Below are 21938 nucleotides of genomic sequence, written 5' to 3'. Positions count from 1 at the left end.
AGCGCGTCACCCGCAAATGACGACTGGAAGATTTGTCCTCACGCCGGCAGGGGCGCGGGCTCCGCTTTCACGACTGGCATCGGCCTAAATGTCATCGCGATCAAGAAAGCGCCAAGCCCCATGATCCAGGAACCGATATAGAGCCAAGCGTAGCTGTCGAACGCGTCGTAGATCAAACCTCCGGCGAGAGGTCCAGTCGCCATGCCAAGGCTGCCGGCCATCGCCGTTCCGCCGATCACCGTGCCCATCATCCGCAGCGGAAAGTTTTCGCGCGCGAGAACGGCGTAGAGCGGCATGGTGCCGGCGTAGATGAAGCCAAAGACCGCCGCCACGGTGTAGAACCCGCCGAGCTCACGCACGAAGACAAAACCGAGCGCCCCGAACGCCTGGGCGAGCAAGCCAAGGACCAGTACACGCTTGGCGCCAAACCGGTCGCCGAGCAGGCCGAAGGCGATACGGCCGCCCATCCCTGCCAGACCCTCGACGCTATAAATCGTGACCGCAGCGACAAGCGGTATGCCGCAGCTGATCGCGTAGCTCACAGTATGGATGATCGGCCCAGAATGCGTGGCACAGCAGAAGAAATTCGTCAGCAGCAGGATGATGAACTGTGGCGAGCGTAGCGCCTGCGCGCGCGACATCTCTGCTTGCGCCGGCTCGGCGGATGGAGTGGAAGGCGCGCCCTCCAGCGCCGGCGCGCGGCGCACCAGCAGCGAGACTGGAATCATGATCGCGGCCACGACGAGGGCCACGATCTGCATCGAGGTGCGCCAATCGTGGTTCGAAACGAGCCAGGCCGCCAGCGGCGACATGGTCATGGGCGCCATGCCCATCCCCGCCGAAACCAGCGAGACGGCCAGGCTGCGATGCGTATCGAACCAGCCGGTGACTGCTGCCATCATCGGCGCAAAGATCGCAGCGGTGGCGCCGCCGACCATCAGCCCGAAGACAAATTGAAATGCGACCAGAGATGTCGCGAGGCTCGCCAGCACCAGGCTTGACGCGAGCACGACCGACCCGGTCAACACCACTGGGAGTGGCCCCAATCGGTCGGACAAGGTGCCCCAGATCATGCTGGTGACAGCCATCGCGAGGAAGCCAATTGTCATGGCGCTGGATATACCGGTGACCGACCAGCCGGTGTCCCGCGCGATCGGCTGGAGGAACACCGGCAGCGAAAACATGCCGCCGATCGCGACGCATCCCAGAAGGCCGCCTGCGGCGACGATTACCCAGCGATAGTGAGAATTGGTCATTCCTGGCCTCCACGTTAGCGCTCTCTGAGTGGAAGACGCACGGGACGGGCCGGAGCCGACAGGCCGGCGGCCAACGCAGCTCACGTTTTTGCGAGCGCATACAGTTGTTCGTTGCCGCGATGACAGTGATCTTGCGGGCCAGCGGACCGCTTCGGTTGATCGCTGACGAGAACATCTCTTGTCGATCGGCGGTTTATTAAGTCTAACAGGCTCAGACTGCCCCAAGGCGCCCCTGGGGCTTCAAGCGTGCGAGATCGAAATGCCCGGCCTGAGCAGACGAGCCATCCTGATGGGAGGCGCGGCATCGATGATGCTGCGCTCCGATCCATTGGCTGCCCTGCCGCTTCCCGGCCCGTCCGACACCTTCACCGACAGCGTCGGCGTCAATGTGCATATCAGCAGCGAGCCATATGCGAGTCATTTCGACCGGTTTCACGATCTGCTTGCGGCATCAGGCATTCGCCATCTGCGCGACGAGTTGCGACCTAGCAACGATCTCGATCGCTGGCGCGCGCTGAGCAAACGCGCGAACATCCTGTTCAATGTTGTGGTGTCGCCGGCGACCAACACCGTGCCGGAGATGATGACCTATCTCGCCGCATTGGGCATCGAGCGCGTCTCGGCGATGGAGGGCCAGAACGAGGGCAACAGCGACTGGTTCCTGTCGCTGCCACTGGCGAAACCGGGCTGGAGCAATGTCGTCGTCAACTATCAGCGCGAGGTGCACGCTGCGCTGCGCGCGCGATATGCGGCGGCGGAGTTGCCGCTGCTGTCGCCCAGCGTCATCAACTGGAAGCCCGCCGACGTCGCGCTGCTGCGCCCGGCCGCGCAGTTCAGCGATGCCGTCGCCATCCATTCCTATGTACAGAAGGCGCAAGAGCCGGAAACAACCAACGACTATGCCGCCGTGTCCTGGTATCTGCACAATATGCGCGACGCGTTCAAACCCGGCGCACCCGCGCTGGCAACCGAATGCGGCTATTGCAATGTCGTGAAGCCCGGTACCTCCGGCGTCTCGGAAACGGCGGCGGCGCTCTATCTGCCGCGGCTGCTGCTCAACAACTTCCGCCTCGGCATTCTCCGAACATTCCTCTACGAATTCTTCGATGGCGGTACCGATCCCAACGACGGAGAACATCATTGGGGCCTCGTCCGCAATGACGGCTCGCCGAAGCCCGGCTACCATGCGATCCGGAATCTCCTGTCCGCACTGAAAGGCGCACGCCGCGCGAACAACGATCCGGCGCTACGCGTGGCATCCACGGCACCGGACCTGCGGCACATCGCGTTTCAGGATGCGCAGGGACAACCGCTGCTTGCGGTATGGCGCGCGGTGCGCTGCTGGAATGTGGAGAAGGCTGAAGACATCCCGGTGCCCACGGAGCCGATCGACATCGCCGTCGATGGCCCTGCCGCTTCGCTCTCCTTCAACCGTCCGAATGACGATGCCGAGTGGCGCCGCGTGCCGGTGACCGACGGGCACGCGACGATCCCGCTGGACGGGCGCGTGGCGATCATCCGGCGTTCCAGCTGAGCTGGTATGACCTGCTGTGGCTTGAACCACCCCGCCGCGCTTTGTATCCTGAAACTGCGTACGAAGTGACGGTGAGCAGCAAAGTCTTTCAGACAAGGTCTTTTAGACTCTGCGGTCCGGCCAAGCATGCGACAGCTTCGCCTTCTGCTCCAAAATATAACGGATTCTTCCCCATATGGACTATGCGCCTTCCGCTCCGGCCCCTGCGGCCGAGACGCACGCTTTTCAGGTTCTGCTCGAAGACGGTGCCACAGCTAGCATACGCGTTTATGGAACGGGTCCACGGATCATCTGCAGCCATGGCAATGGCCTCGCCATCGATGCTTTTCAAAGCTTCTGGCGTCTCTTCACAGATGACTATGAGACCGTGGTGTTCGACTTCCGTCATCACGGCCGGAGCAGTCCGTATCGCCAGCCCATCCCGCATGTCTGGCCGCAGCTCATCCGGGACTATGAGGCGATCATGCAAGGGATCACGCGCGAACTCGGCGCGGCGCCGAGCCTCGGCGCATTTCATTCAATGAGCGCCCTGACGACCCTGCTGCATGCCGCCGAATATCAGACGCCGTGGATCGGCATCGTTGGCTTCGAGCCACCGGCGACGCCGCCAGCCAGCTATCCGGAGTTCCTGAGTTTCCGCACGGAAAATGACAGGCTCGCCGGACGCGCCGCGCAGCGTCGCACCACCTTTCCGAATGTGCAGGAGCTGTTCGAGTCCTATCGCCGCAGCTCGGCATTTGCCGGCGTCGACGATGCCGGACTGCAAGCACTCGCCGCATCCACGCTGCGCTGGAACGACGACAGCCAGCTCTATGAACTCGCCTGCGCCAGGGAATTCGAGGCCAGCATCTTCACCATGCAGGATCTCCCGGGCGCCTGGGAGCGGATGTGCAGCGTCAGGCTGCCGGTGCAGCTCGTCGCCGGTGAACCAAAGACGAGAACCAGCCCGTTCGTCGACATGGAGCGTGCCTTTGCGCGCGATGGCGGCTTCGCCTTCACCACCGTGCCTGACGCTTCGCATTTCATGCAGATGGAAAAGCCGGCCGAATGCGCCGCAATCGTCCGCGCCTTCCACGCCGGCCTGACCTGACCGCTCGGGAGTAACGCCGGGCTGCCATGCCGGGCGCGCAACCGGCTGGCAATCCGCCCCAGCCATGCCCACATGGCAAGGGCAATGGGAGCCCCGTCATGACCGCACTTTCGATCCTCGACCTCGTCCGCGTTACCCAAGACACCGATGCGCGCGGCGCGCTCGACAATTCCCGCGATCTCGCCGGTCATGCTGAGCGCTGGGGCTATCAGCGTTTCTGGGTCGCCGAACATCACAACATGATCGGCATCGCCAGCGCGGCGACCTCGGTGGTGATCGGCCATATCGCAGCGGGGACCAAAACCATTCGCGTCGGTGCCGGCGGCATCATGCTGCCGAACCATGCGCCCATCGTCATCGCCGAACAGTTCGGCACATTGGCGCGGCTGTTTCCCGGCCGTATCGATCTCGGCCTCGGCCGCGCACCCGGCACCGACCAGATGACCATGCGGGCGCTGCGCCGCTCGCTGCAGAATTCAGACAATTTCCCGCAGGACATCCAGGAGCTGCAGGCCTATTTCGCTCCGGCCGGCCCGAACCAGCGCCTGCAGGCGGTGCCTGCCGCGGGCACCGACGTGCCGCTATGGATCCTCGGCTCCTCGACCTATGGCGCGCAGCTCGCCGCGGCGCTCGGCCTGCCCTACGCTTTCGCCTCGCATTTCGCGCCCGACCAGTTGCTGCAGGCCCTGCAGATCTATCACCAGCACTTCGAACCATCCGAACAGTCGACGAAGCCGCATGCGATGGTCGGCGTCAACATCATCGCCGCCGACACCGATGCCGAGGCCAAGCGGTTATGGACTACGCAGCAGATGTCGTTCACCAACATGTTCCGCGGCACCCGCGGGCTAAGCGCGCCGCCGATCGACGATATCGAGACCTACTGGGCGCCGGCCGAGAAGATGCAGGCCATGGGCATGCTGCGGCGCTCGATCATCGGCTCGAAGGAGACGGTTCGCGCTAGCATCGCCGCGCTGGTCGAGGAGACCGGCGCGGATGAGTTGATGATCGTCTCGGACGTCTACGACCACGCCACGCGGCTCAAGTCCTATGAGATGATCGCCGAGGCGGCTGCGGGTCTCACCAAGACACCGGCTGAAGCGACCGGCTGAAACGTTTCAGAAATTGATGGTGGTGCGGACGCCGAACACCGCGGCGTCCTTGATGCGCTTTGTCTGCGTGGCATCGTTGGGATCGACGGCGCCGCCGGCGGGATGCATCACATATTGAAACACCGGCTGCACCGCCACGCCCGGCGCGACCGCAGCGAGATAGGTTACTTCCAGCACGGCTTCGAAATCGCGGATGGGCGATTGAATTCCGGTGAAAAGCTGCACATCACGATCAAGCCCGCGTGCACCATCCGAAATGCGCGCATAGGTCATGGCGATGCCGAACTTGTCGTCGGGCCGCTCGGCCGAGAAGCCTGATACCTGGATGCCGCCATCGAGATAGAAGCTGATCAGATTGCGATCCGACGGGCTGATCGACGTGCGTGCAAAGAAGCCGATGCCCTTGTCCGGGCCGAGTGCACTGAAAGCGAGCCGCTGTTCGTAAACGGCGAAAACGCCGCGATTGCCGCGCCGCATCAGCGGCTCGCCGGTGCCGACCGGATCGGCCTGCGACAGGCCCTGTGCAGTCCAGCGCTCGTCATCGAATTCGGCCAGATGCACCCAGCCGCCGCCGGTGATCGATCCGGGCAACTCCGACGGGCCGAGCTTGTAGGCATATTTCAGTTGCCCGATGATCCACGGCGGATCGTTGACGCGAAATGCAAGACCATGCGCGTTGGCGATCTGCGGATCATTCGGACCGGGCGCTGCCGCACTGCCATTGAACACCGCCAGATAGGCCGTGAACGCATCCGACAGACTGGCCTTGAAACGAACGCCCGGCACGGCGAGTGGCGGCGAGGGTCCGCCCGCCGGCAGGATCACGCCGGTGATGCCGGGCCAGCCCAGCGCCGAATTGACGAAGATATCGTCATACTTGCTGTCGATGAACTCGATATCGGATGGCTGCTGACCGACCTTCACCAGCAGCTTGCCGCCGAACAGCGACTGTTCGATCCAGAATTCATAGAGCCGCGTCGCCGGCAGCGCTTCGATGCCGCTGACCAGCATCAGATTGCCGATATAGTCGCGCGACAGGCCAGGTCCGTGGATCTGATAGACATTGGCGTGAAAGGTCGCGCCGCTCCAGCCAACCGCCTTGTCGAGATCGACATCGACGCCAAAATCGAAACGCCCTTCATAGATGGCGCCGCGCCGGATGCCGCCGGAGGCATTGCCGAGCGCCTCGCCGATATAGGTGGCTGACAGTGCAACACCCCATTCGGCGAGCCGGTCATTGATCGGCTTCAGGCCGCTATCGCGCCAATCGCCGGCATGAGCCGATGACAGCGAGATCGTGCCACAGGCGACAAGGCCGGCGAGCGCCATCATCGCACGGACCATCCAGCACGAAAACACACCAACCATGATAGCTACCTGATGATCTTGAGGCGCTTCATCACGGCATAGGCCGATGCTGACGAAATCAATATCAGTGCGCCCGCCCAGAGAAATCCGGTTTCGACATCGGTCAGCGGCAGTCCCTTGGTGTTCATACCGAAGATGCCGGTGACCAGCGTCGGCGGCAGCAGAAGCGCGGTAAGCACTGAAAGAACGCGAAGGCTTTCGTTGCCGCGTTCCTCGATCTGCAGATGCAGCTCTTCCTGCAACAGCCGGCTGCGCTCGCGCATCTCGACCACATTATGATCCAGCCCGTCGAGGCGCTGCGCCAGCTTGCCGGCACGCAGTTGCAGCGACGGTTTCAACTCACGCTGACCTTTGGCCTCAAGCCGCTGAAACACGATCCGCAGCCCGGAGAGCTGCCGATGCAGCCGCACGCAGGTCCGGCGCAGACGGCCGAGCTTCTGCAACATGTCACGGGAGTCGCCGGAGACCACTTGCTCCTCGATCTCGTCGAGCGATATCGCCAAACTGTCGGCGACGCCGTCCATGGTGTCGGCAACATTCTCCACGATCGTCTCAAGCAGCGCGGCCATGCTGTCGACCCGCTGGCCCTGCTCAAGCGAACGGCGCGTCGCATCGACGGCGCACAGCGCATGATGCCGACCACTGATCAACAAGCGCTCAGTCATCACGAAGCGCAGATAACCAGTGTCTTCGGTCGCCTCGTCGATATCGCGCAACAGGTCCGAGATCACGCCATAGATACTGTCATCGGTGGCATGGAGTTGCTGATATGTGTCCTTGGACAGCAACAAGGCACGGGCCTGCTCCGGCGCATGCAATGAGATCTGCGCCAGCCATTGCAGCGCGCGCGCGTCAGTCAGGTTGAAATGCAGCCAGAGCAGCCCGCCGTGGACGAGATCGATGCCGGCATCGACCGGCAATGGCTCCGGCTTGCCGTCGGAATGGATGCGGAAGGCCCAGACCAGACCCGGGATCGGATCGGTCAAGCCAAGTGTGGACGACACCTCCGCGGTTGTGACCGGCACTTCAAATTGCATCGGACACCCACCGTTTTTCACGCCACGCAATACGCATGCGCCACCAAAAAATAAAATATCTGCCTGCGGCTCTCCGACTGTGTCAGTCCGCCGCAGTCACTTAATGACACCCTTGTTACAGGGATATGTCAGCCGAGATGATGATCCGATTAGAGAAAATCGGATCATCATCTCATCTCTTCTTTTGAGCATGATCTTTCGGAAAACCGGTTTCCACTTTTCCGGATCATGCTCTATTCAGCGGCTTCGGCGAGTGTATCGCTCTGCTTGTTGTAGTCATGGACGACACGGCCATAGGGCAAAGTCAGGTCGGCCAGGAAATGATGGGCACCGATCACGCGGCGCACCGGAAAGTCGGCGACCGGCGCGTTGACGTGCGGGATCAGATGCAGACGGCCGGGGCCGAACCATGAGCCCTTCACGGTGATATCAGTCAGGTTGATTGCCACCAGCTGACAGACTTCCGCGCTGCCATCGACGCCGGGGATCAGCTTCAGATTGATCTGGGTCTTGGACAGCGTGGCGTGCGTCGCTTCGCCATTGCCCGCCATGGCGCCGTGCTTGTAGGCCATCGTGCCCATGGCCACCTGCTGCCCGGCATATTCCAGCGTGCCGGTCAGCGTGTCCTTGACCACTTCGAGCTTCGGATGGGCGTATTTCTTCGGAAAGCCCCAGATCTCGCGGCCGGCAGCAATCGGCGGATCATCGTCCAGATACATCTGCGAGACGAAGTTGACGTCCTCGCCCTTGAAGCGTGCGGGGATCACGAGGCCGGTCTCGGTGTAGCTGCCGAAGCCGGATGAATCCGGCATCTTGATCCATTCATAGTGGACGATGGGCTGTTCGATCGGCTCGAGCGGCTCGGGCAGACCGATCCTGATCAGGTCCGGATCGGTCTCATAAGTGATGACGAGGAATTCGCGATTGATGAAGCGATAGGGACCGGCGGGATAGCTCGGGCCGGCCATCGGCATCGACGGCAAACGGAGGATGTCTTCCTGGCGCATCGGAAACTCCTTGGGTGTGAAATCGCTGGTTTAAACTCAGTGCGCGGTCCACCCGCCATCGACCGGCAGCGTGATGCCGGTGATCGAACGGGCGTGGTCGGTGCAGAGGAAATTGACGACCGAGGACAGTTCTTCGACGGTCACGAAACGTTTGGTGGGCTGGGCGGCGAGCAGCACGTCCGAGATCACCTGCTGTTCAGTGATGCCGCGCGCCTTGGCCTGTTCCGGAATCTGCTTCTCCACCAGCGGTGTCATCACATAGCCCGGGCATACCGCATTCACGGTGATGCCGTGTTCGGCGACTTCCAGCGCCGCCGTCTTGGTCAGCCCGGCAATACCATGCTTGGCCGCGACATAGGCCGACTTGAATGGCGAGCCCACCAGCGCATGGGCCGAGGCGATGTTGACGATGCGGCCCCAGGACTTCGCCTTCATGTGGGGGATGGCGAGACGTGTGGTGTGAAACGCACTCGACAGGTTGATCGCCACGATCGCATCCCATTTCTCCACCGGGAATTCCTCGAGCGGCGCGACATATTGAATGCCGGCATTGTTGACCAGGATATCGACGCCGCCGAATTCCTGTTCCGCCTGCGCCATCATCGCCGCGATGTCATTGCCGTCGGCCATGTTGGCGCCGCTATAGAGCACCCGGACCTGATGGCTGTCGGCGATCTCGCTGCGGATCGCCTCGATCTCATTGGCGTCGCCGAAGCCGTTGAGCACGATATTGACGCCGCTGGCCGCGAGGCCGCGCGCGATGCCAAGGCCGATGCCGCTGGTGGAGCCGGTGATGATGGCGGACTTTCCAGACAGCATGCGCGCAACCCTTCGTAAGCAAACGTTAATATCTGCTTCTTTGCTAGCGATCCTGTTTGACGGCGGTATGAGGAATTTCCTTCAGCCGCGTGACGCGCTTCATGGACTGATGCGCAATGATCGAATTTGCTATTTGTCACAACGCCGTCACTGCTCATCTGAATTCTGCCGCCAACATCATGTGATCGTTGAGGAGAACACCCAGATGGATGCGCGGACACCCGATTCAGATACGACTGTCGAGACCGGCTGGCGCCCCGACCGCTGCGATCGTGTAGCACTGGTGCTGCAGGGCGGCGGCGCCCTCGGCGCCTATCAGGCCGGTGTGTATCAGGCGCTACATGAGCAAGGCATGGAGCCGGACTGGGTGTGCGGCGTATCGATCGGCGCGATCAATTCGGCGATCATCGCCGGCAATCCGCCGGAAGACCGGCTGGAGAAGCTGCAGATCTTCTGGGACCGCATCACCGCCCGCAAGGTCTGGCACTATACACCGGACGGCGACGTCTACCGCAAGGCCCGCAATCTCGCGAGCTCCTTCATGACCACGACCCTCGGACAGCCCGGCTTCTTCAAGCCGCACGAGATCAATCCGTGGTTCAGTCCGGCCGGTGCAAAGACGGCGACGAGCTATTACGACACCTCGCCGCTGCGCGACACGCTGCTCGAACTGGTCGACTTCGATCTCATCAACTCGCGCAAGACCCACTTCGCCGTCGGCGCAGTGAACGTCATCACCGGCAACTTCCTGTATTTCGACAACAAGAAGGAAGTCATCGCGCCCGAACACGTGATGGCATCAGGCGCACTGCCGCCAGCTTTGCCGATGGTGAAGATCGGCACCGATCATTTCTGGGATGGCGGCATCGTCTCCAACACGCCGCTGCAGCACCTGCTCGACCAGGAAGACAGGATGAACTCGCTGGTGTTCCAGGTCGACCTGTTCAGCGCCCGTGGCGTGCTGCCCCGGGATATCCAGGAGGTTCTGGCCCGGCACAAGGACATCGTCTACTCGTCCCGCACACGCCACAACACCGACATCTATCGGCGCATGAACAATCTGAAGTCGGAGCTCTACAAGGTCTTGCAGCGCATTCCCGACGACCAGCTCAGCGACGAGGAACGCGCGCGGCGTGACAGCCTGTCGGATCTGCCGGAGATCACCATCCTGCAAATGATCTATCAGCAGAAGGCCTATGAGGGCGATTCCAAGGACCACGAGTTCTCGGCGACCTCGATGCGCGAGCACTGGCAGAGCGGGCTCGACGATACCCGCCGCACATTGAAGCGCCGCGACTGGCTGGCGCTGCCGGAGCAAGGCAAGGGCATCGTGGTGCACGACGTGCATCGCGAGAGCAGTTCGTAGGACATATTATTCGTCATTCCGGGGCGCATGAAGGCGGCGAAGCCGCTGAAATGCGAACCCGGAATGACAGCGTTGTTCGATAAAAAAGCCCGCGCAGATGATGCGCGGGCCTTTTCTTTTCGCGGTTTGAAAGAACGAGGCCGCGGCGTTTCCGCAGCGGCCTCGTTATCCTCAGAACAACTGGCTGAACAGCACGTAGAGGCTGGCCGAGAGCATGATGGCGCAGGGCAGCGTCAGCACCCAGGCCATCAGCAGGTTGCGGATGGTGGCCATCTGCAGGCCCGAACCGTTCGCCGCCATGGTGCCCGCAACGCCGGACGACAGCACGTGGGTGGTCGAAACCGGCAGACCGAACACGTCGGCCGCGCCGATGGTGGCAGCGGCCACGAGTTCGGCTGAAGCACCCTGCGCATAGGTCAGATGCGTCTTGCCGATCTTCTCGCCGACGGTGACGACGATGCGCTTCCAGCCGACCATGGTGCCAAGGCCGAGTGCGATGGCCACGGCGATCTTCACCCAATCCGGGATGAACTTGGTGGCGGCATCGAGCGAGCCCTTATAGGCATTGAGCGTCGCGATATCTTCCTTGTTGAGGTCGTTTTCCTTGTCCTTCATCAGGAAGCGGATGGCCTCCGATGCGAGATACATGTCGTTACGGGTGTTGCCGACGGATTCCGCGGGCACCTTGTCGAGCGTGCCGTAGCTGCGAACCTGATCGCCGACCTGCTGCACGAGAACGGCGAGCGACGGATAGGTGCCTTCGCTGATCTTGCGCTGCGAGACATAGGTGGTCACCGCCGGACGGGGATCGCCGATGATGCTGTGACCGGCACCCTTGGCTGCGATCACCTTTGCGGCCGCGATGGAGTTGACCTGGAACTGGGCGACGCGGGATTCCGGCAATGCGCGGTTGAGCGCATAGGCGGTCGGCACGGTGCCGATCAGCACCAGCATGATCAGGCCCATGCCCTTCTGACCGTCATTCGAACCATGTGCGAAGGACACGCCGGTGCAGGTCGCGATCAGGATGCCGCGGATCCACAACGGCGGTGCCTTGTTGCCGTCCGGTGCTGCGTACAAAGCCGGGTTACGCACGAGGAATTTCAGCACCAGCAGCAGGATGGCGGCGCAGGCAAAGCCGAACAATGGCGACAGCAGCAGCGCATAGCTGATTTCGGTGGCCTTGCCCCAATCCACACCCGAGGTGCCATCACGGCCGCGCATCAGCGCATTGGCGATACCGACGCCGATGATCGAACCGATCAGCGTGTGCGAGCTGGAGGCTGGCAGGCCGAGATACCAGGTGCCGAGATTCCAGATGATGGCTGCGATCAGCAGCGCGAACACCATGGCAAAGCCGGCGCCGCTGGAGACCTGCAGGATCAATTCCACCGGCAGCAGCGAAACGATGCCGAAAGCCACCGCGCCCGTGGAGAACAGCACACCGAGGAAATTGAAAAAGCCCGACCACATCACGGCGAATTCCGCCGGCAGCGAGTGGGTATAGATGACGGTGGCTACCGCATTGGCGGTGTCATGGAAGCCGTTGACGAATTCGAAGCCAAGCGCGATCAGCAGCGCCACGAACAGCAGGAGGTAGGGCAGATAGCTGGTGACGCGGGTACCGGTGGCATTGACGTCCACATAAATGCTGTAGGCGACGAACAGGAGGCCAGCCGCCAGGATCCCGAAAAACAGGATCATCGTCAGCGGGTTGAAGCCCTTGTCGAGATTGGGCCGCGAGGCCGGCTCAACAGCCGCGCCTCCGGAAATGGATTGATTGGCAGTGAAATCGGTCATGAAACGCCCCCGTTACAGGTTAAGAGGCGTTAATCTCTGCACCACGGATGCGAAGCCCCGATGACAGGCGCGACAATTTGTCTGTTACGGGTTGTGACAGTCATGCGTCGTCGGCGGGCCGGCATGTGACAGGCGCTCAGATCGCCGACGCGACCTTTTCGAGTCCGATCATGCGCGCCAGTGCACGGACTTCGCGCTTCTGATCCTCACGCAACTGAAACAACAACGGCATCGCAGCAGACTTGAGCTGCTGCACCTCGTCGCTGTCGGGATCGATCGGCGGAGCGCCTGCCGACGAACTGGCCTGCTTGGTCTCGTGGATCCTGCGCGCCACGTTGCGCAGCGCCGCTTCGACGCCGGGCCAGTAGGATTCCTGCGACGCCGTCAGATTGAGCCGGGTCTTGATCGCCGAAATCTGCGCATCGCTGAGCAGCGTATAGGTCTTCTGCACCGGCTTGGCAGCGGCCTTGGGCTTGGCGGTCGGCTGCGGCACCACGATCGGGGCAAGCACCGTCGAACCGGGCACTTCGATCGGACTGTCGGATGCAAAGGCCTGGCGCAACGGACTGCCGTCAATGCTCGGGACCTGCTGCGGATCGAGCGAGGCCATCATGGCGCCGGCCAATGGCAACTTGTCTTTCTTGCCTTGCGTATTGGAAACCGGTCCGCGCGACACCGCGACCGAATTTTGCGCGGCACTGTCGTCATATGACAGCGACAGCGATGGGATGCTATCGCGACCAAGGATGCTCGCAACAGCCACGCCGGTTAGCAACAGACAGCCCAGCACAAGAAGGGTCAGCGCACGCGTCAAGCCAGTCTCCGAAATTCAGGACCACCAGAGGTACCTGTCCTCACAAATGGAGATTAATTATGGCCTAACCATACCAGAACGGTGCGATAATACTCAGAGACGTTCAGGCGGCGTTGGCGAGAACATAGGCTTCCTGGATATCGCTCACGATATCGGAGGCTTCCCACAGCGCATCCGGGGCGACCGACTGCATGCTGATGGTCCAGTTCGCGCCCTTTCCGGCGCGGGGCGTGCTGACGATGTCGAACTGCACCTCGCGGCACAGCGGATGACGGCCGAAAGCTGCGGCCACGCGTGCCTTGATCTCCTCGATCGTGGCCGGCGTCTTCGCGAAATAGGCTTCGATATCCATGATGGCCCCTGAATCGGTTGATTCCCGATCGGGGCATTGTTGGTTCCACAGGATTTAATGAATGGTTAATTTTGCTGCGCCGCTGGCAGATTGATACCACCCCGGCCGGAGTGGGCTCAGCCCAGCAGTTGATCGAGCCGATCCCGGAGCTGATCCTGATGATAAGGCTTGGCAAGCCGCGGCAGATCGAGCTGAGCGCCTTCGGGCAAATCCGCATAGCCGGTCGCGAGCAGGACCGGCAGCGACGGCCGCATTTCGCGGGAATAGGCCGCAAGCTCGATGCCCGTCATACCGGGCATCATGTGATCGGTCATCATCAGATCGAGCGGCTCGTCGCTTTTCAGAATCTCCAGCGCATGCCGCCCCGAAGTCGCGGGGATCACGCGATGGCCGAGATCCTCCAGCATCTCCGTCGTCGACATCGCGATGAGGGGATCGTCATCGACAAACAGGATCACGGCGGAGCGCGCGGCATGGCGCATGACGTGGGCCGTATCGGCGGCCTCCGGCTTCCTGTCGGTGACCGGCAGTACGAGGGTCGCCGTCGTACCCTTGCCGACGACGCTCGAGAGATCGAGCGTGCCGCCGAGCTGTACGGCCAGACCGTGCACCATGGACAGACCGAGACCAGTCCCCTTGCCGAGCGGCTTGGTCGAGAAGAACGGTTCGATCGCCTTCTTCAACGTCTCCGGCGACATGCCGGCACCATTGTCGATGATCGACACCTTGAGATAGTCGCCGGGCTTCAGAATCGGGTCGCCCTTGCCGACCCTATGCTTCTTCACCTTGATATCGATGGAGCCGCCGTCCTGCATAGCGTCGCGCGCATTGATCGCGAGATTGAGGATGGCGAGTTCGAGTTGATTGGGATCGATCTGCGCCCGCGGCAGCTCGTCGGGAATATCGAGACGCAGCGCCACGCGCGGCCCGAGCGAGCGCTCAAGCAGATCGCTCATGCCGCGGACCAGCGCACCGAGATCGACGGCCACGGCTTTCAGATCCTGCTGCCGCGCGAAGGCCAGTAGCCGCTGCGTCAGCGAGGCGCCGCGTTCGGCGCCCTGCATGGCACCATCGACCAGTCGTTTCAGGCGCGGATCATCTGGCATGCGCTTGCGCAGCAGATCGAGATTGCCCATCACCGCCATCAGCAGATTGTTGAAGTCATGCGCGACGCCGCCAGTGAGCTGGCCGATGGTCTCCATCTTCTGCGCCTGGCGCAGTTGGTCCTGCGCCTTCTCGCGCGCCGCAACTTCCTTCATCAGGTCGTTGCTGCGTTCCTCGACGCGCTGTTCGAGCGTCGCCGTAAGCTCGGCAAGCGCAGACCGCTCCGCCGTCAACTGCTCCAGCAAGTTGTCGCGATCGATATCGGCAGACTTTCGCGCCGTGATATCGACGGAGACGCCGACCAGCGTTTTCGGCTTGCCGTCAGGCCCACGGACCATGCGCGCACGCGTCTCGACCCAATGCACCGAGCCGTCCGGCCAGATATTGCGGTATTCGACATTGTAGTCCGCGCCGGCCATCAGCGTCGCATCGAGCGCCTGCTGGCGTTGCTCGCGATCATCGGGATGAACCGCGGCCTGCAACTCGCTGAACGTGAATGACTGATCCGGCCAGCGGCCGAAGCATGCCTTGGTCGTATCCGAGACCTCAAGCCGAAGTTCGGGCAGATGCAGTTCGAGCGTCCCGAGCCGTCCCGCATCGAGCGCCGTCTGCAGCAGCCCCTGACTGTCGCCAAGATCTTCGAGAATGGCACGCGTCTGATATTGACGCCGGCGCGCGCGGACGGCCGAACCGACGATCGAAATCAATGTCGTCGGGTGAAACGGGCGCTCGATGAACGTCACATTGCCGAGCAACTGTCCGAGCCGCGCGGCATCCGGATTGCGTTCGGGACCCCCACCCTGCCGCGTCAGCAGGACGATCGGGAAATCGGACCACGACGGTTGATCGTGCAGCCAGTTGCCGAGACCGCGCAGATCGACGGTCTTGATCGCCTCGTCAGCAATAACGGCGACGCCGGCACCGCCCTTGATCTCCTCGAGCAGCGCCGGAAAATCCGCGCAGGGCTGCGCATAAAAACCGGCCTCGCGGATTAATGCCGCAGCCACTGCAGAATCGCGCCCTGTGGGAGCAAGGATGACAGCGCGCTCGGAGGAACGCCCCGGTTTCACGCCGAGGATCCCTCAAGCAGAGAACTTTGACCGTTGTAAATGGGTACGCCACGCAACACGCCCTGGAATTCGCTCAGCGGCGCGCCGATCGTGAGGCCTCGCCCGTCGATCCGGTACTCGCGAATGGTCGACTCATGCGCACCGGTTCGCTTCTTGATCACGGACATCGCACGGCGAACGCTGCCGCTTGCCTCGAAGTAACGGAGCAGGATCACGGTATCGGCGAGATAGGTGACGTCCACCGGCGCCTTCATATCGCCGACGAGGCCGTGCTGCGCCACCGTCATGAAGGTCGCTGCGCCCCTGCGGTTGAGATATTGCAGCAGCTCATGCATGTGCAGGATCAGCGAGTTCTCTTCCGGCATCGAGGCCTGATAGCCATTGAGACTGTCGATCACGACGGTCTTGATGTTGTGCTCGTCAATCTGACGACGGACGCGATGCGCGAATTCACCGGGCGACAATTCGGCGGCATCGACCTGTTCGACAAACAGATGTCCGCTTTCCTGCATGGCAGGCAGATCGATTCCGATCCCCTTCATGCGATCGAACAACAGTCCAAGCTCCTCGTCGAAGATAAACATTGCAGCCTTCTCGCCGCGCTTCACCGCTGCGACTACATTGACGATCGCAGTGAGTGATTTGCCCGTGCCCGCGGGCCCGAGAATCAATGTGCTCGAGCCTGTTTCGATGCCGCCGCCCAGCAATTGGTCGAGTTGCGCAATGCCGCTCGACTTGGTCTTGCGATCCATGCTGTTGCGGAATTCGGATGCGACCAGCCGAGGAAAAACGTTAAGGCCGCCTGTGGTGATGGTGGCATCGTGGTAGCCGCCGCGAAACTTGACACCGCGATATTTGATCACCCGCGCACGCCGACGCTCCGCGCCATAGGACGGCGCCAGTTCTTCGAGCCGCAGCACGCCATGGGCGACGCTGTGCACTGTCTTGTCGGCTACTTCCGCCGTGAGGTCGTCGAGCAGCATCACCGTCGTGCCAAATTTTGCGAAGTAATGCTTGATAGCCAGTATCTGGCGGCGATAACGCAACGAGCTCTGCGCTAGCAGCCGGATTTCCGACAGGCTGTCCAAGACGACCCTGCTCGGCTGGGTGCGTTCCACCGCCTCGAATATCTGCTTGGTGGTTTCACCGAGTTCGAGGTCGGACGAATAAAGCAGGCTCTGTTGCTGATCCTCGTCAAGCAGGCTTTCCGGCGGCAGGAGCTCGAAAACTTCAATGCTCTTGTCGAGGGTCCAGCCATGGGACGCTGCGCCATCGCGCAACTCACTATCTGTTTCGGATAGCGTGATGTAGAGACCCTTCTCTCCGATCCGCGCGCCCTCCAGCAAGAACTGCAATGCGACCGTGGTCTTGCCTGTCCCCGGCGCGCCTTCGACAAGAAAAATGTGACCTCGGGAGAATCCGCCGGAGAGGATATTATCCAATCCCCAGATGCCGGTCCTGGCTTTGTCGTCCTGCACGTGCGTCGAACTCATACTGCCCCCTGACGCGCGATAACCGGGGCAATATCAATCGGTTCCCTGTCCAGGACAAAAATTCTAAAAAGCGCGGTCGTCAACGTTTCTCAATGACCAGGCTCTGCACTGCCCGGCCGAAATAACCATTGATATCGGCGAGCTTCGACGCAGCAAGACCGGCGCCATCCGGCCCGATCCAACTCTCCCCGTCCAGCAGGATCCAGTCGCCCACCGGCGGACGTGACAGGCTCACGGTGAGGTCGGCATTCAGGAAGGTCCAGTCGTCGAAACTCAGCACCGGTGACGAGCCGTTGCTGAAGTCGGCCGCGATCACCGCACGCATCACCTGCGAGAGGCCGGCGCCTTCGACGATCGGCCGGTTGGCCCGGTACCAGATCGCTCCCGGCCCCAGCGACAGGAAGCCGCCGCGCACCGCGCGAATGGTCATGCCTGTGACGAAGGGACTGCTGGCGTAACGTGGCTCCAGCAATCCACCCTGATCCGGCGGCGGCACCGTGACCGGCGGATCGGCGATCTCCGACGGAAGCGCCTGCGCCTCCGCCCTGATCTTCAGCACCGTCGCACGCACCACAACTGTGCCGTTCGCCATCAGTCTGACGCCAACGAGCTGAATCTTGCGGCCTTCGCGCAGCACCTCGGTCTCGAAAGTGAGCGGCGCCACCGGCACCGGGCGCAACAAGTCGATGGTGACACGCGTCACATGCATCGGGCTTGCGGTCGGCATCTGCTCTGCAAGCCACGTCACCAGCGCCGATGGCGCCGAGCCGTGCTGCATGGTCTCGTTCCACGGACCCGCAGCATGCGGGCTGGTGACGACATGGTTGCCGTCCACGCGATAGATGGCGTCCATCAGATCGGCCTTCTCAATGCAGGATCAGAGCGGCGGATCGATCGCTTCGTCATATTCCTTCTTGAAGCGCGCAACGAGCTCGGCCACCGGCACGACCTTCGACACACTGCCGATGCCTTGGCCGCTGCCCCAGATCTCCTTCCAGGCCTTTGGCTTGGCACGCTCGCCACTGGCGTCGGTGCCAAAATTCATCTTGGTCGGATCGGACTCCGGCAGATTGTCCGGATCCATGCCGGCGGCGACGATGGACGGCTTCAGATAGTTGCCGTGAACGCCGGTAAAGAGATTCGAATAGACGATGTCTTCCGAGCCGGAAGCCGCGATCATATCCTTGTAGCCCGGCACCGCATTGGCTTCGGTGGTGGCGATGAAGGCCGAACCGATATAGGCGAAATCAGCCCCGAGCACGCGCGCGGCGCGGATGGCGCGACCATTGGCGATGGCGCCCGACAGTGCGATCGGACCATCGAACCACTGCCGGGTCTCGGCGACGAACGCGAGCGGCGAAATCTCGCCAGCATGACCGCCGGCGCCTGCCGCAACGAGGATCAGGCCGTCAGCCCCCTTCTCGATCGCCTTGTGCGCGAAACGTTGATTGATGACGTCATGAAACACGATGCCACCCCAGGCATGGGCCGCCTGATTGAGTTCTTCACGCGCACCAAGCGAGGTGATCATCATCGGCACCTTATGCTTTTCGCAAAGCGCCATGTCCTGCTCGAGCCGGTTGTTGGACTTGTGCACGATCTGGTTGACCGCGAAGGGCGCGGAGAGCCGATCCGGATGCGCCTTGTCATGCGCGGCGAGTTCTTCCTTGATCCGGTGCAGCCATTCGTCGAGCAGCGCCGCCGGACGCGCATTCAGCGCGGGAAACGCGCCGACGATACCGGCCTTGCACTGCGCGATGACGAGATCCGGCACCGAAATGATGAATAGCGGCGAACCGATCACGGGCAGCGACAGGCGGTTCTTGAACAAAGCCGGCATCGACATGGGAAATTCCTCGACTTCTTTTCTTGATTTGTGCGCGATCCTGCGCGCCTACCCCCGGTCGATCCGGGTGCGGGCGGACGATGCCAGAAGCGTGGGGCTGATGGCAATTGCGCTGCGGGAGAAAAAAGCCGGACCCCGAGCGGCGTTCGTCCGGTACGCGGAATAATGGGGCACCACATTATCCAGGTGGCGCCCCATTATCAGGATGACTGATCGATTATCGGCAAGCGCCCGATCAAGCCGGATCTGACATCGTCACACGGTTCTTGACGCTGGGACGCTCGTTCATCCTTGCGTACCAGGCGTGGAGAGCCTCGTACTCCGCAGGCACCTCGAGCTTCACGAGACCGGCGAAGATCAAACCGCCAATTACCGTGATATCGGCCATCGAGAAAAACTCGCCGGCGATGAATGGCTGCTTTTTCAGCACCCCGTCAAAGTACGCCATCCCCCTGAGCGCCTTGTCGCGCTGGCGGAAACCCCACTCGGCATTTTGATAGATCTCGACGTGGGGTCCGAGCCCCGGTGTCGCGTGATGGAAATAGACACTAATGGCGTCGAGCAACTCCAGCTCGGCACGCTTGCTCATCATGTGGATCAAGCCCTTCTCGCGCGGCGTACTCCCGGTGAGCACGGGAGCGCCCTCAAGTCCGTCGAGATATTCGGTAATGGCCGTGCACTCGGCAATGAAAGTGCCGTCGTCGAGTTCGAGCACCGGCAGCGTGCCTGAATAGTTCTTGGCGAGGAATTCGGGCTTCTTGTGCTCGCCCTTCGTGAGATCGACCGACACAAAATTGATGCGTGATCGAAGCTTCTTCTCGGCCACCGCGATCCGGACGCGCGCCGGGTAAGGCCCTGTGCTCCAATCGTGAATCGTCATCATCGGGAGCTTTGTCGCGTCGCCATTGGAGATCTGAGTATTCATTAGTTTATCCTACCTACCAGTTGGTAGGGTGATTTACGGCTTTGATTTACAAGCGTCAACGCCTATCTATCACTTGGTAGGCCGCAAACACGGGGTTGTGAGACCGGGATATGAGTTCGAATTCCAGAGAAGCCATCCTGGCGGCCGCGAAACTGACCGCGCAGGCCCATGGCTATAGCGGCCTGAATTTCCGCGATCTCGCGGCAGAGGTCGGCATCAAGGCTGCGAGCATCTACCATCACTTCCCGAGCAAGGCCGATCTCGGCGCCGCCGTCGCCAGGCGCTATTGGGAGGACTCGGCCGCCTATCTGGAGACACTGCTGGCGGAGTCCACCGATCCGGCCGCGTGCCTGCGCCAATATCCCGGCACGTTCCGCAAGGCGCTGGAGAGCGGCAACCGCATGTGCCTGTGCAGCTTCATGGCCGCCGAATATGACGACCTGCCGGAGCCGGTGAAGAAAGAGATCCGGACCTTCACCGATATCAATGTGGCATGGCTGAACAAGGTTCTCGTCGCTGTAACCGCCGCGAGCCCTGAGAAGAGCGAACCTCGTGCGCGCGCCATCTTCGCCGCCATCACCGGCGCCCAGCTGATGGCAAGAAGCCGCGCGGATGTCTCGCTCTATGACGCGCTCATCGAGAGCTATCGCGCAGCGGGTCTGTTGCCGGCATAGACCTACTGGCAGAGCGCCTGGGTGACGTAATTTTCCGTCTTGCAGTCACCCGGCTCCGGCGCGCGGCCGGGGATCATGGCCCTGGGCGAGCAGCTTTGCGCTGCGTCGGTGTCGAGGCTCTTGCCGTCCTTGAAGCCCTTGCTCTGACACAGCTTGTCTGAGGCTGCCTTGCAGTCGGGTGCGCCATTGGCAGCGACCGGACAAGCCACCCGCCCCTTCACCACCGTGTTCAGCTTGGTCAGGCTGTCGGTGCCGAGCGACGGCATCGCGGGCAGTGACGGCAGCAGCGAGGTGGAATTCTTGAACAGCTTGCCGATCTCGTTGAACAGGCCGGGATTCTCGGGGGCCGGCGGCGGTGACGGCGGCGGCGCCTGTTCAGCCATCGGAGCCGGTGCGAAAGCCGCGGCAGGCGGGGGTGCCGCCGCGGGCGCCGGGACAACCTGAATCGTGATCGACTTCTGCGGCGCTGGCTGCTGCTGCATCGCCTGCGACCAGGCGCACATCGTAGCTGCGCCCACGGTCAGCACCGCGATCGCAGCGGCGACGCAGTTGCGGGTTACCGGAGCCAACAGACGGGTCAAATCGAACATGATGCGGAACGTATCCCGGCACCTGCGCCGGGGGAAGCATCCAGATCTAGAACAGCCGGAATGCGATGATGAAGCCGAGCACCAGAACGCCGACGCCCAGCGCAACCCACAGACCCAGACGCTTCTCGATGGTCTCGCGAATCCAGACGCCGTAGCGGTTGAGCAGGATGGCGACGACATAGAAGCGCACGCCGCGGGCAACCACCGACAGCGCGATGAACATCCAGATATTATAGTTGGCGAAGCCTGACGTGATGGTGACAAGCTTGTAGGGGATCGGCGTCAGCCCCTTCAGCAGGATGATCCATGCGCCATATTCGGCATAGCCGGCGCGGAATGCCTCGACCTTGTCGCCGTAGCCATAGAAATGAATGACCCATTGGCCGACGGAGTCATACAGCACCGCGCCGATGAGATATCCCACCACACCGCCGAGCACTGAGGTAATGGTGCAAATGCCCGCATAGAGCCAGGCCTTCTGTGGCCGGGCCAGCGCCATCGGAATCAGCATCACATCCGGCGGCACCGGAAAGAACGAACTTTCCGCGAAGGACACGATGCCCAAAATCCAGAGGGCATAGGGCTTGTGGGCGGCGTCGATACACCAGTCATACATTCGTCTGAGCATGGTTCGCGATGAACCATCCTGACGCCGATTTGTCTATGGCTGGGCTGACACGC

The 21938-nt window shown here is 62.0% G+C and carries 20 protein-coding genes; 5 read left to right on the top strand and 15 right to left on the bottom strand.

Features of this window, described 5'->3' with window-relative positions:
• Positions 1 to 38 precede the first annotated feature (38 nt).
• Entirely contained in the window at positions 39 to 1256 is a 1218-nt protein-coding gene (locus tag LPB73_RS28705) for an MFS transporter (RefSeq protein ID WP_231079017.1), read from the bottom strand.
• Positions 1257 to 1515: 259 nt separating this feature from the next.
• Here LPB73_RS28705 and LPB73_RS28700 point away from each other — a divergent pair, with 259 nt between their 5' ends.
• From LPB73_RS28700 to LPB73_RS28690, 3 genes are all read left to right on the top strand, one after another.
• Positions 1516 to 2790 carry a hypothetical protein gene (locus LPB73_RS28700; RefSeq protein ID WP_231079016.1) on the top strand — a complete coding sequence of 425 codons (1275 nt, stop codon included), beginning with the start codon at positions 1516 to 1518 and terminating at the stop codon, positions 2788 to 2790.
• A gap of 175 nt (positions 2791 to 2965) precedes the next feature.
• Positions 2966 to 3880, top strand: coding sequence for an alpha/beta fold hydrolase (locus tag LPB73_RS28695; protein ID WP_231079015.1), 915 nt, complete (start codon positions 2966 to 2968; stop codon positions 3878 to 3880).
• A gap of 98 nt (positions 3881 to 3978) precedes the next feature.
• On the top strand, positions 3979 to 4992 hold the full coding sequence (locus tag LPB73_RS28690; protein WP_231079014.1) for an LLM class flavin-dependent oxidoreductase: 1014 nt from the start codon (positions 3979 to 3981) through the stop codon (positions 4990 to 4992).
• 6 nt (positions 4993 to 4998) lie between these two features.
• On the opposite strand, the gene LPB73_RS28685 is transcribed toward LPB73_RS28690, so the two are convergent.
• From LPB73_RS28685 to LPB73_RS28670, 4 genes are all read right to left on the bottom strand, one after another.
• Positions 4999 to 6360, bottom strand: coding sequence for a carbohydrate porin (locus tag LPB73_RS28685; RefSeq protein WP_231079013.1), 1362 nt, complete (start codon positions 6358 to 6360; stop codon positions 4999 to 5001).
• 5 nt (positions 6361 to 6365) lie between these two features.
• A complete protein-coding gene (locus LPB73_RS28680) occupies positions 6366 to 7397 on the bottom strand; it encodes a transporter (protein WP_231079012.1) in 1032 nt (343 codons plus the stop codon).
• Positions 7398 to 7630: 233 nt separating this feature from the next.
• Positions 7631 to 8404, bottom strand: coding sequence for an acetoacetate decarboxylase (locus LPB73_RS28675; RefSeq protein WP_231079011.1), 774 nt, complete (start codon positions 8402 to 8404; stop codon positions 7631 to 7633).
• A 36-nt stretch (positions 8405 to 8440) separates the two neighbouring features.
• Positions 8441 to 9223, bottom strand: coding sequence for a 3-hydroxybutyrate dehydrogenase (locus tag LPB73_RS28670; RefSeq protein WP_231079008.1), 783 nt, complete (start codon positions 9221 to 9223; stop codon positions 8441 to 8443).
• Positions 9224 to 9428: 205 nt separating this feature from the next.
• Here LPB73_RS28670 and LPB73_RS28665 point away from each other — a divergent pair, with 205 nt between their 5' ends.
• On the top strand, positions 9429 to 10589 hold the full coding sequence (locus LPB73_RS28665) for a patatin-like phospholipase family protein (RefSeq protein ID WP_231079006.1): 1161 nt from the start codon (positions 9429 to 9431) through the stop codon (positions 10587 to 10589).
• A gap of 171 nt (positions 10590 to 10760) precedes the next feature.
• On the opposite strand, the gene LPB73_RS28660 is transcribed toward LPB73_RS28665, so the two are convergent.
• The 8 genes from LPB73_RS28660 to LPB73_RS28625 form a co-directional block, all read right to left on the bottom strand.
• Complete coding sequence (locus LPB73_RS28660; protein WP_231079004.1) at positions 10761 to 12389, bottom strand: inorganic phosphate transporter; 1629 nt, start codon at positions 12387 to 12389, stop codon at positions 10761 to 10763.
• A 136-nt stretch (positions 12390 to 12525) separates the two neighbouring features.
• Positions 12526 to 13203, bottom strand: a complete 678-nt coding sequence (locus LPB73_RS28655) for a hypothetical protein (protein WP_231079002.1) — start codon at positions 13201 to 13203, stop codon at positions 12526 to 12528.
• A gap of 103 nt (positions 13204 to 13306) precedes the next feature.
• Positions 13307 to 13555, bottom strand: a complete 249-nt coding sequence (locus tag LPB73_RS28650) for a hypothetical protein (protein WP_068729285.1) — start codon at positions 13553 to 13555, stop codon at positions 13307 to 13309.
• A 116-nt stretch (positions 13556 to 13671) separates the two neighbouring features.
• Complete coding sequence (locus LPB73_RS28645) at positions 13672 to 15666, bottom strand: hybrid sensor histidine kinase/response regulator (protein ID WP_231079000.1); 1995 nt, start codon at positions 15664 to 15666, stop codon at positions 13672 to 13674.
• A gap of 59 nt (positions 15667 to 15725) precedes the next feature.
• Positions 15726 to 17222, bottom strand: coding sequence for an ATPase domain-containing protein (locus tag LPB73_RS28640; RefSeq protein WP_175366029.1), 1497 nt, complete (start codon positions 17220 to 17222; stop codon positions 15726 to 15728).
• 79 nt (positions 17223 to 17301) lie between these two features.
• A complete protein-coding gene (locus tag LPB73_RS28635; RefSeq protein ID WP_184512144.1) occupies positions 17302 to 18075 on the bottom strand; it encodes a thioesterase family protein in 774 nt (257 codons plus the stop codon).
• A 24-nt stretch (positions 18076 to 18099) separates the two neighbouring features.
• Positions 18100 to 19068: an NAD(P)H-dependent flavin oxidoreductase gene (locus LPB73_RS28630; protein ID WP_184512145.1), complete on the bottom strand. Its 969-nt coding sequence runs from the start codon at positions 19066 to 19068 to the stop codon at positions 18100 to 18102.
• Between the two features lie 235 nt (positions 19069 to 19303).
• Positions 19304 to 19948 (bottom strand): glutathione S-transferase, encoded by a 645-nt coding sequence (locus LPB73_RS28625; RefSeq protein WP_231081279.1) that lies wholly within the window; start codon positions 19946 to 19948, stop codon positions 19304 to 19306.
• 155 nt (positions 19949 to 20103) lie between these two features.
• Between LPB73_RS28625 and LPB73_RS28620 the strand changes: the two genes are divergently transcribed.
• The gene (locus LPB73_RS28620) at positions 20104 to 20667 is read left to right on the top strand and encodes a TetR/AcrR family transcriptional regulator (RefSeq protein ID WP_231078999.1); all 564 of its coding nucleotides are present in this window, start codon (positions 20104 to 20106) and stop codon (positions 20665 to 20667) included.
• A gap of 2 nt (positions 20668 to 20669) precedes the next feature.
• On the opposite strand, the gene LPB73_RS28615 is transcribed toward LPB73_RS28620, so the two are convergent.
• Both LPB73_RS28615 and LPB73_RS28610 read right to left on the bottom strand, forming a co-directional pair.
• Positions 20670 to 21257 (bottom strand): hypothetical protein, encoded by a 588-nt coding sequence (locus tag LPB73_RS28615; RefSeq protein WP_231078998.1) that lies wholly within the window; start codon positions 21255 to 21257, stop codon positions 20670 to 20672.
• A gap of 46 nt (positions 21258 to 21303) precedes the next feature.
• On the bottom strand, positions 21304 to 21885 hold the full coding sequence (locus LPB73_RS28610) for a YqaA family protein (protein ID WP_089267665.1): 582 nt from the start codon (positions 21883 to 21885) through the stop codon (positions 21304 to 21306).
• Positions 21886 to 21938: the final 53 nt, after the last annotated feature.

Source organism: Tardiphaga sp. 37S4, from assembly GCF_021044645.1.
GTDB classification, from domain to species: domain Bacteria; phylum Pseudomonadota; class Alphaproteobacteria; order Rhizobiales; family Xanthobacteraceae; genus Tardiphaga; species Tardiphaga robiniae.
The sequence above is the reverse complement of the archived record's forward strand: the minus strand, read 5'-3'. Positions and strand labels throughout refer to the sequence as shown.

Excerpts from the sequence above, each read along its gene's own strand:
- LPB73_RS28635 (WP_184512144.1), bottom strand. The coding sequence starts at position 18,075 with ATGGACGCCATCTATCGCGTGGACGGCAACCATGTCGTCACCAGCCCG.
- LPB73_RS28700 (WP_231079016.1), top strand. The coding sequence starts at position 1,516 with ATGCCCGGCCTGAGCAGACGAGCCATCCTGATGGGAGGCGCGGCATCG.
- LPB73_RS28675 (WP_231079011.1), bottom strand. The coding sequence starts at position 8,404 with ATGCGCCAGGAAGACATCCTCCGTTTGCCGTCGATGCCGATGGCCGGC.
- LPB73_RS28650 (WP_068729285.1), bottom strand. The coding sequence starts at position 13,555 with ATGGATATCGAAGCCTATTTCGCGAAGACGCCGGCCACGATCGAGGAG.
- LPB73_RS28620 (WP_231078999.1), top strand. The coding sequence starts at position 20,104 with ATGAGTTCGAATTCCAGAGAAGCCATCCTGGCGGCCGCGAAACTGACC.
- LPB73_RS28630 (WP_184512145.1), bottom strand. The coding sequence starts at position 19,068 with ATGTCGATGCCGGCTTTGTTCAAGAACCGCCTGTCGCTGCCCGTGATC.
- LPB73_RS28685 (WP_231079013.1), bottom strand. The coding sequence starts at position 6,360 with ATGGTTGGTGTGTTTTCGTGCTGGATGGTCCGTGCGATGATGGCGCTC.
- LPB73_RS28660 (WP_231079004.1), bottom strand. The coding sequence starts at position 12,389 with ATGACCGATTTCACTGCCAATCAATCCATTTCCGGAGGCGCGGCTGTT.
- LPB73_RS28680 (WP_231079012.1), bottom strand. The coding sequence starts at position 7,397 with ATGCAATTTGAAGTGCCGGTCACAACCGCGGAGGTGTCGTCCACACTT.
- LPB73_RS28705 (WP_231079017.1), bottom strand. The coding sequence starts at position 1,256 with ATGACCAATTCTCACTATCGCTGGGTAATCGTCGCCGCAGGCGGCCTT.
- LPB73_RS28640 (WP_175366029.1), bottom strand. The coding sequence starts at position 17,222 with ATGAGTTCGACGCACGTGCAGGACGACAAAGCCAGGACCGGCATCTGG.
- LPB73_RS28690 (WP_231079014.1), top strand. The coding sequence starts at position 3,979 with ATGACCGCACTTTCGATCCTCGACCTCGTCCGCGTTACCCAAGACACC.
- LPB73_RS28610 (WP_089267665.1), bottom strand. The coding sequence starts at position 21,885 with ATGCTCAGACGAATGTATGACTGGTGTATCGACGCCGCCCACAAGCCC.
- LPB73_RS28665 (WP_231079006.1), top strand. The coding sequence starts at position 9,429 with ATGGATGCGCGGACACCCGATTCAGATACGACTGTCGAGACCGGCTGG.
- LPB73_RS28670 (WP_231079008.1), bottom strand. The coding sequence starts at position 9,223 with ATGCTGTCTGGAAAGTCCGCCATCATCACCGGCTCCACCAGCGGCATC.
- LPB73_RS28695 (WP_231079015.1), top strand. The coding sequence starts at position 2,966 with ATGGACTATGCGCCTTCCGCTCCGGCCCCTGCGGCCGAGACGCACGCT.
- LPB73_RS28615 (WP_231078998.1), bottom strand. The coding sequence starts at position 21,257 with ATGTTCGATTTGACCCGTCTGTTGGCTCCGGTAACCCGCAACTGCGTC.
- LPB73_RS28625 (WP_231081279.1), bottom strand. The coding sequence starts at position 19,948 with ATGACGATTCACGATTGGAGCACAGGGCCTTACCCGGCGCGCGTCCGG.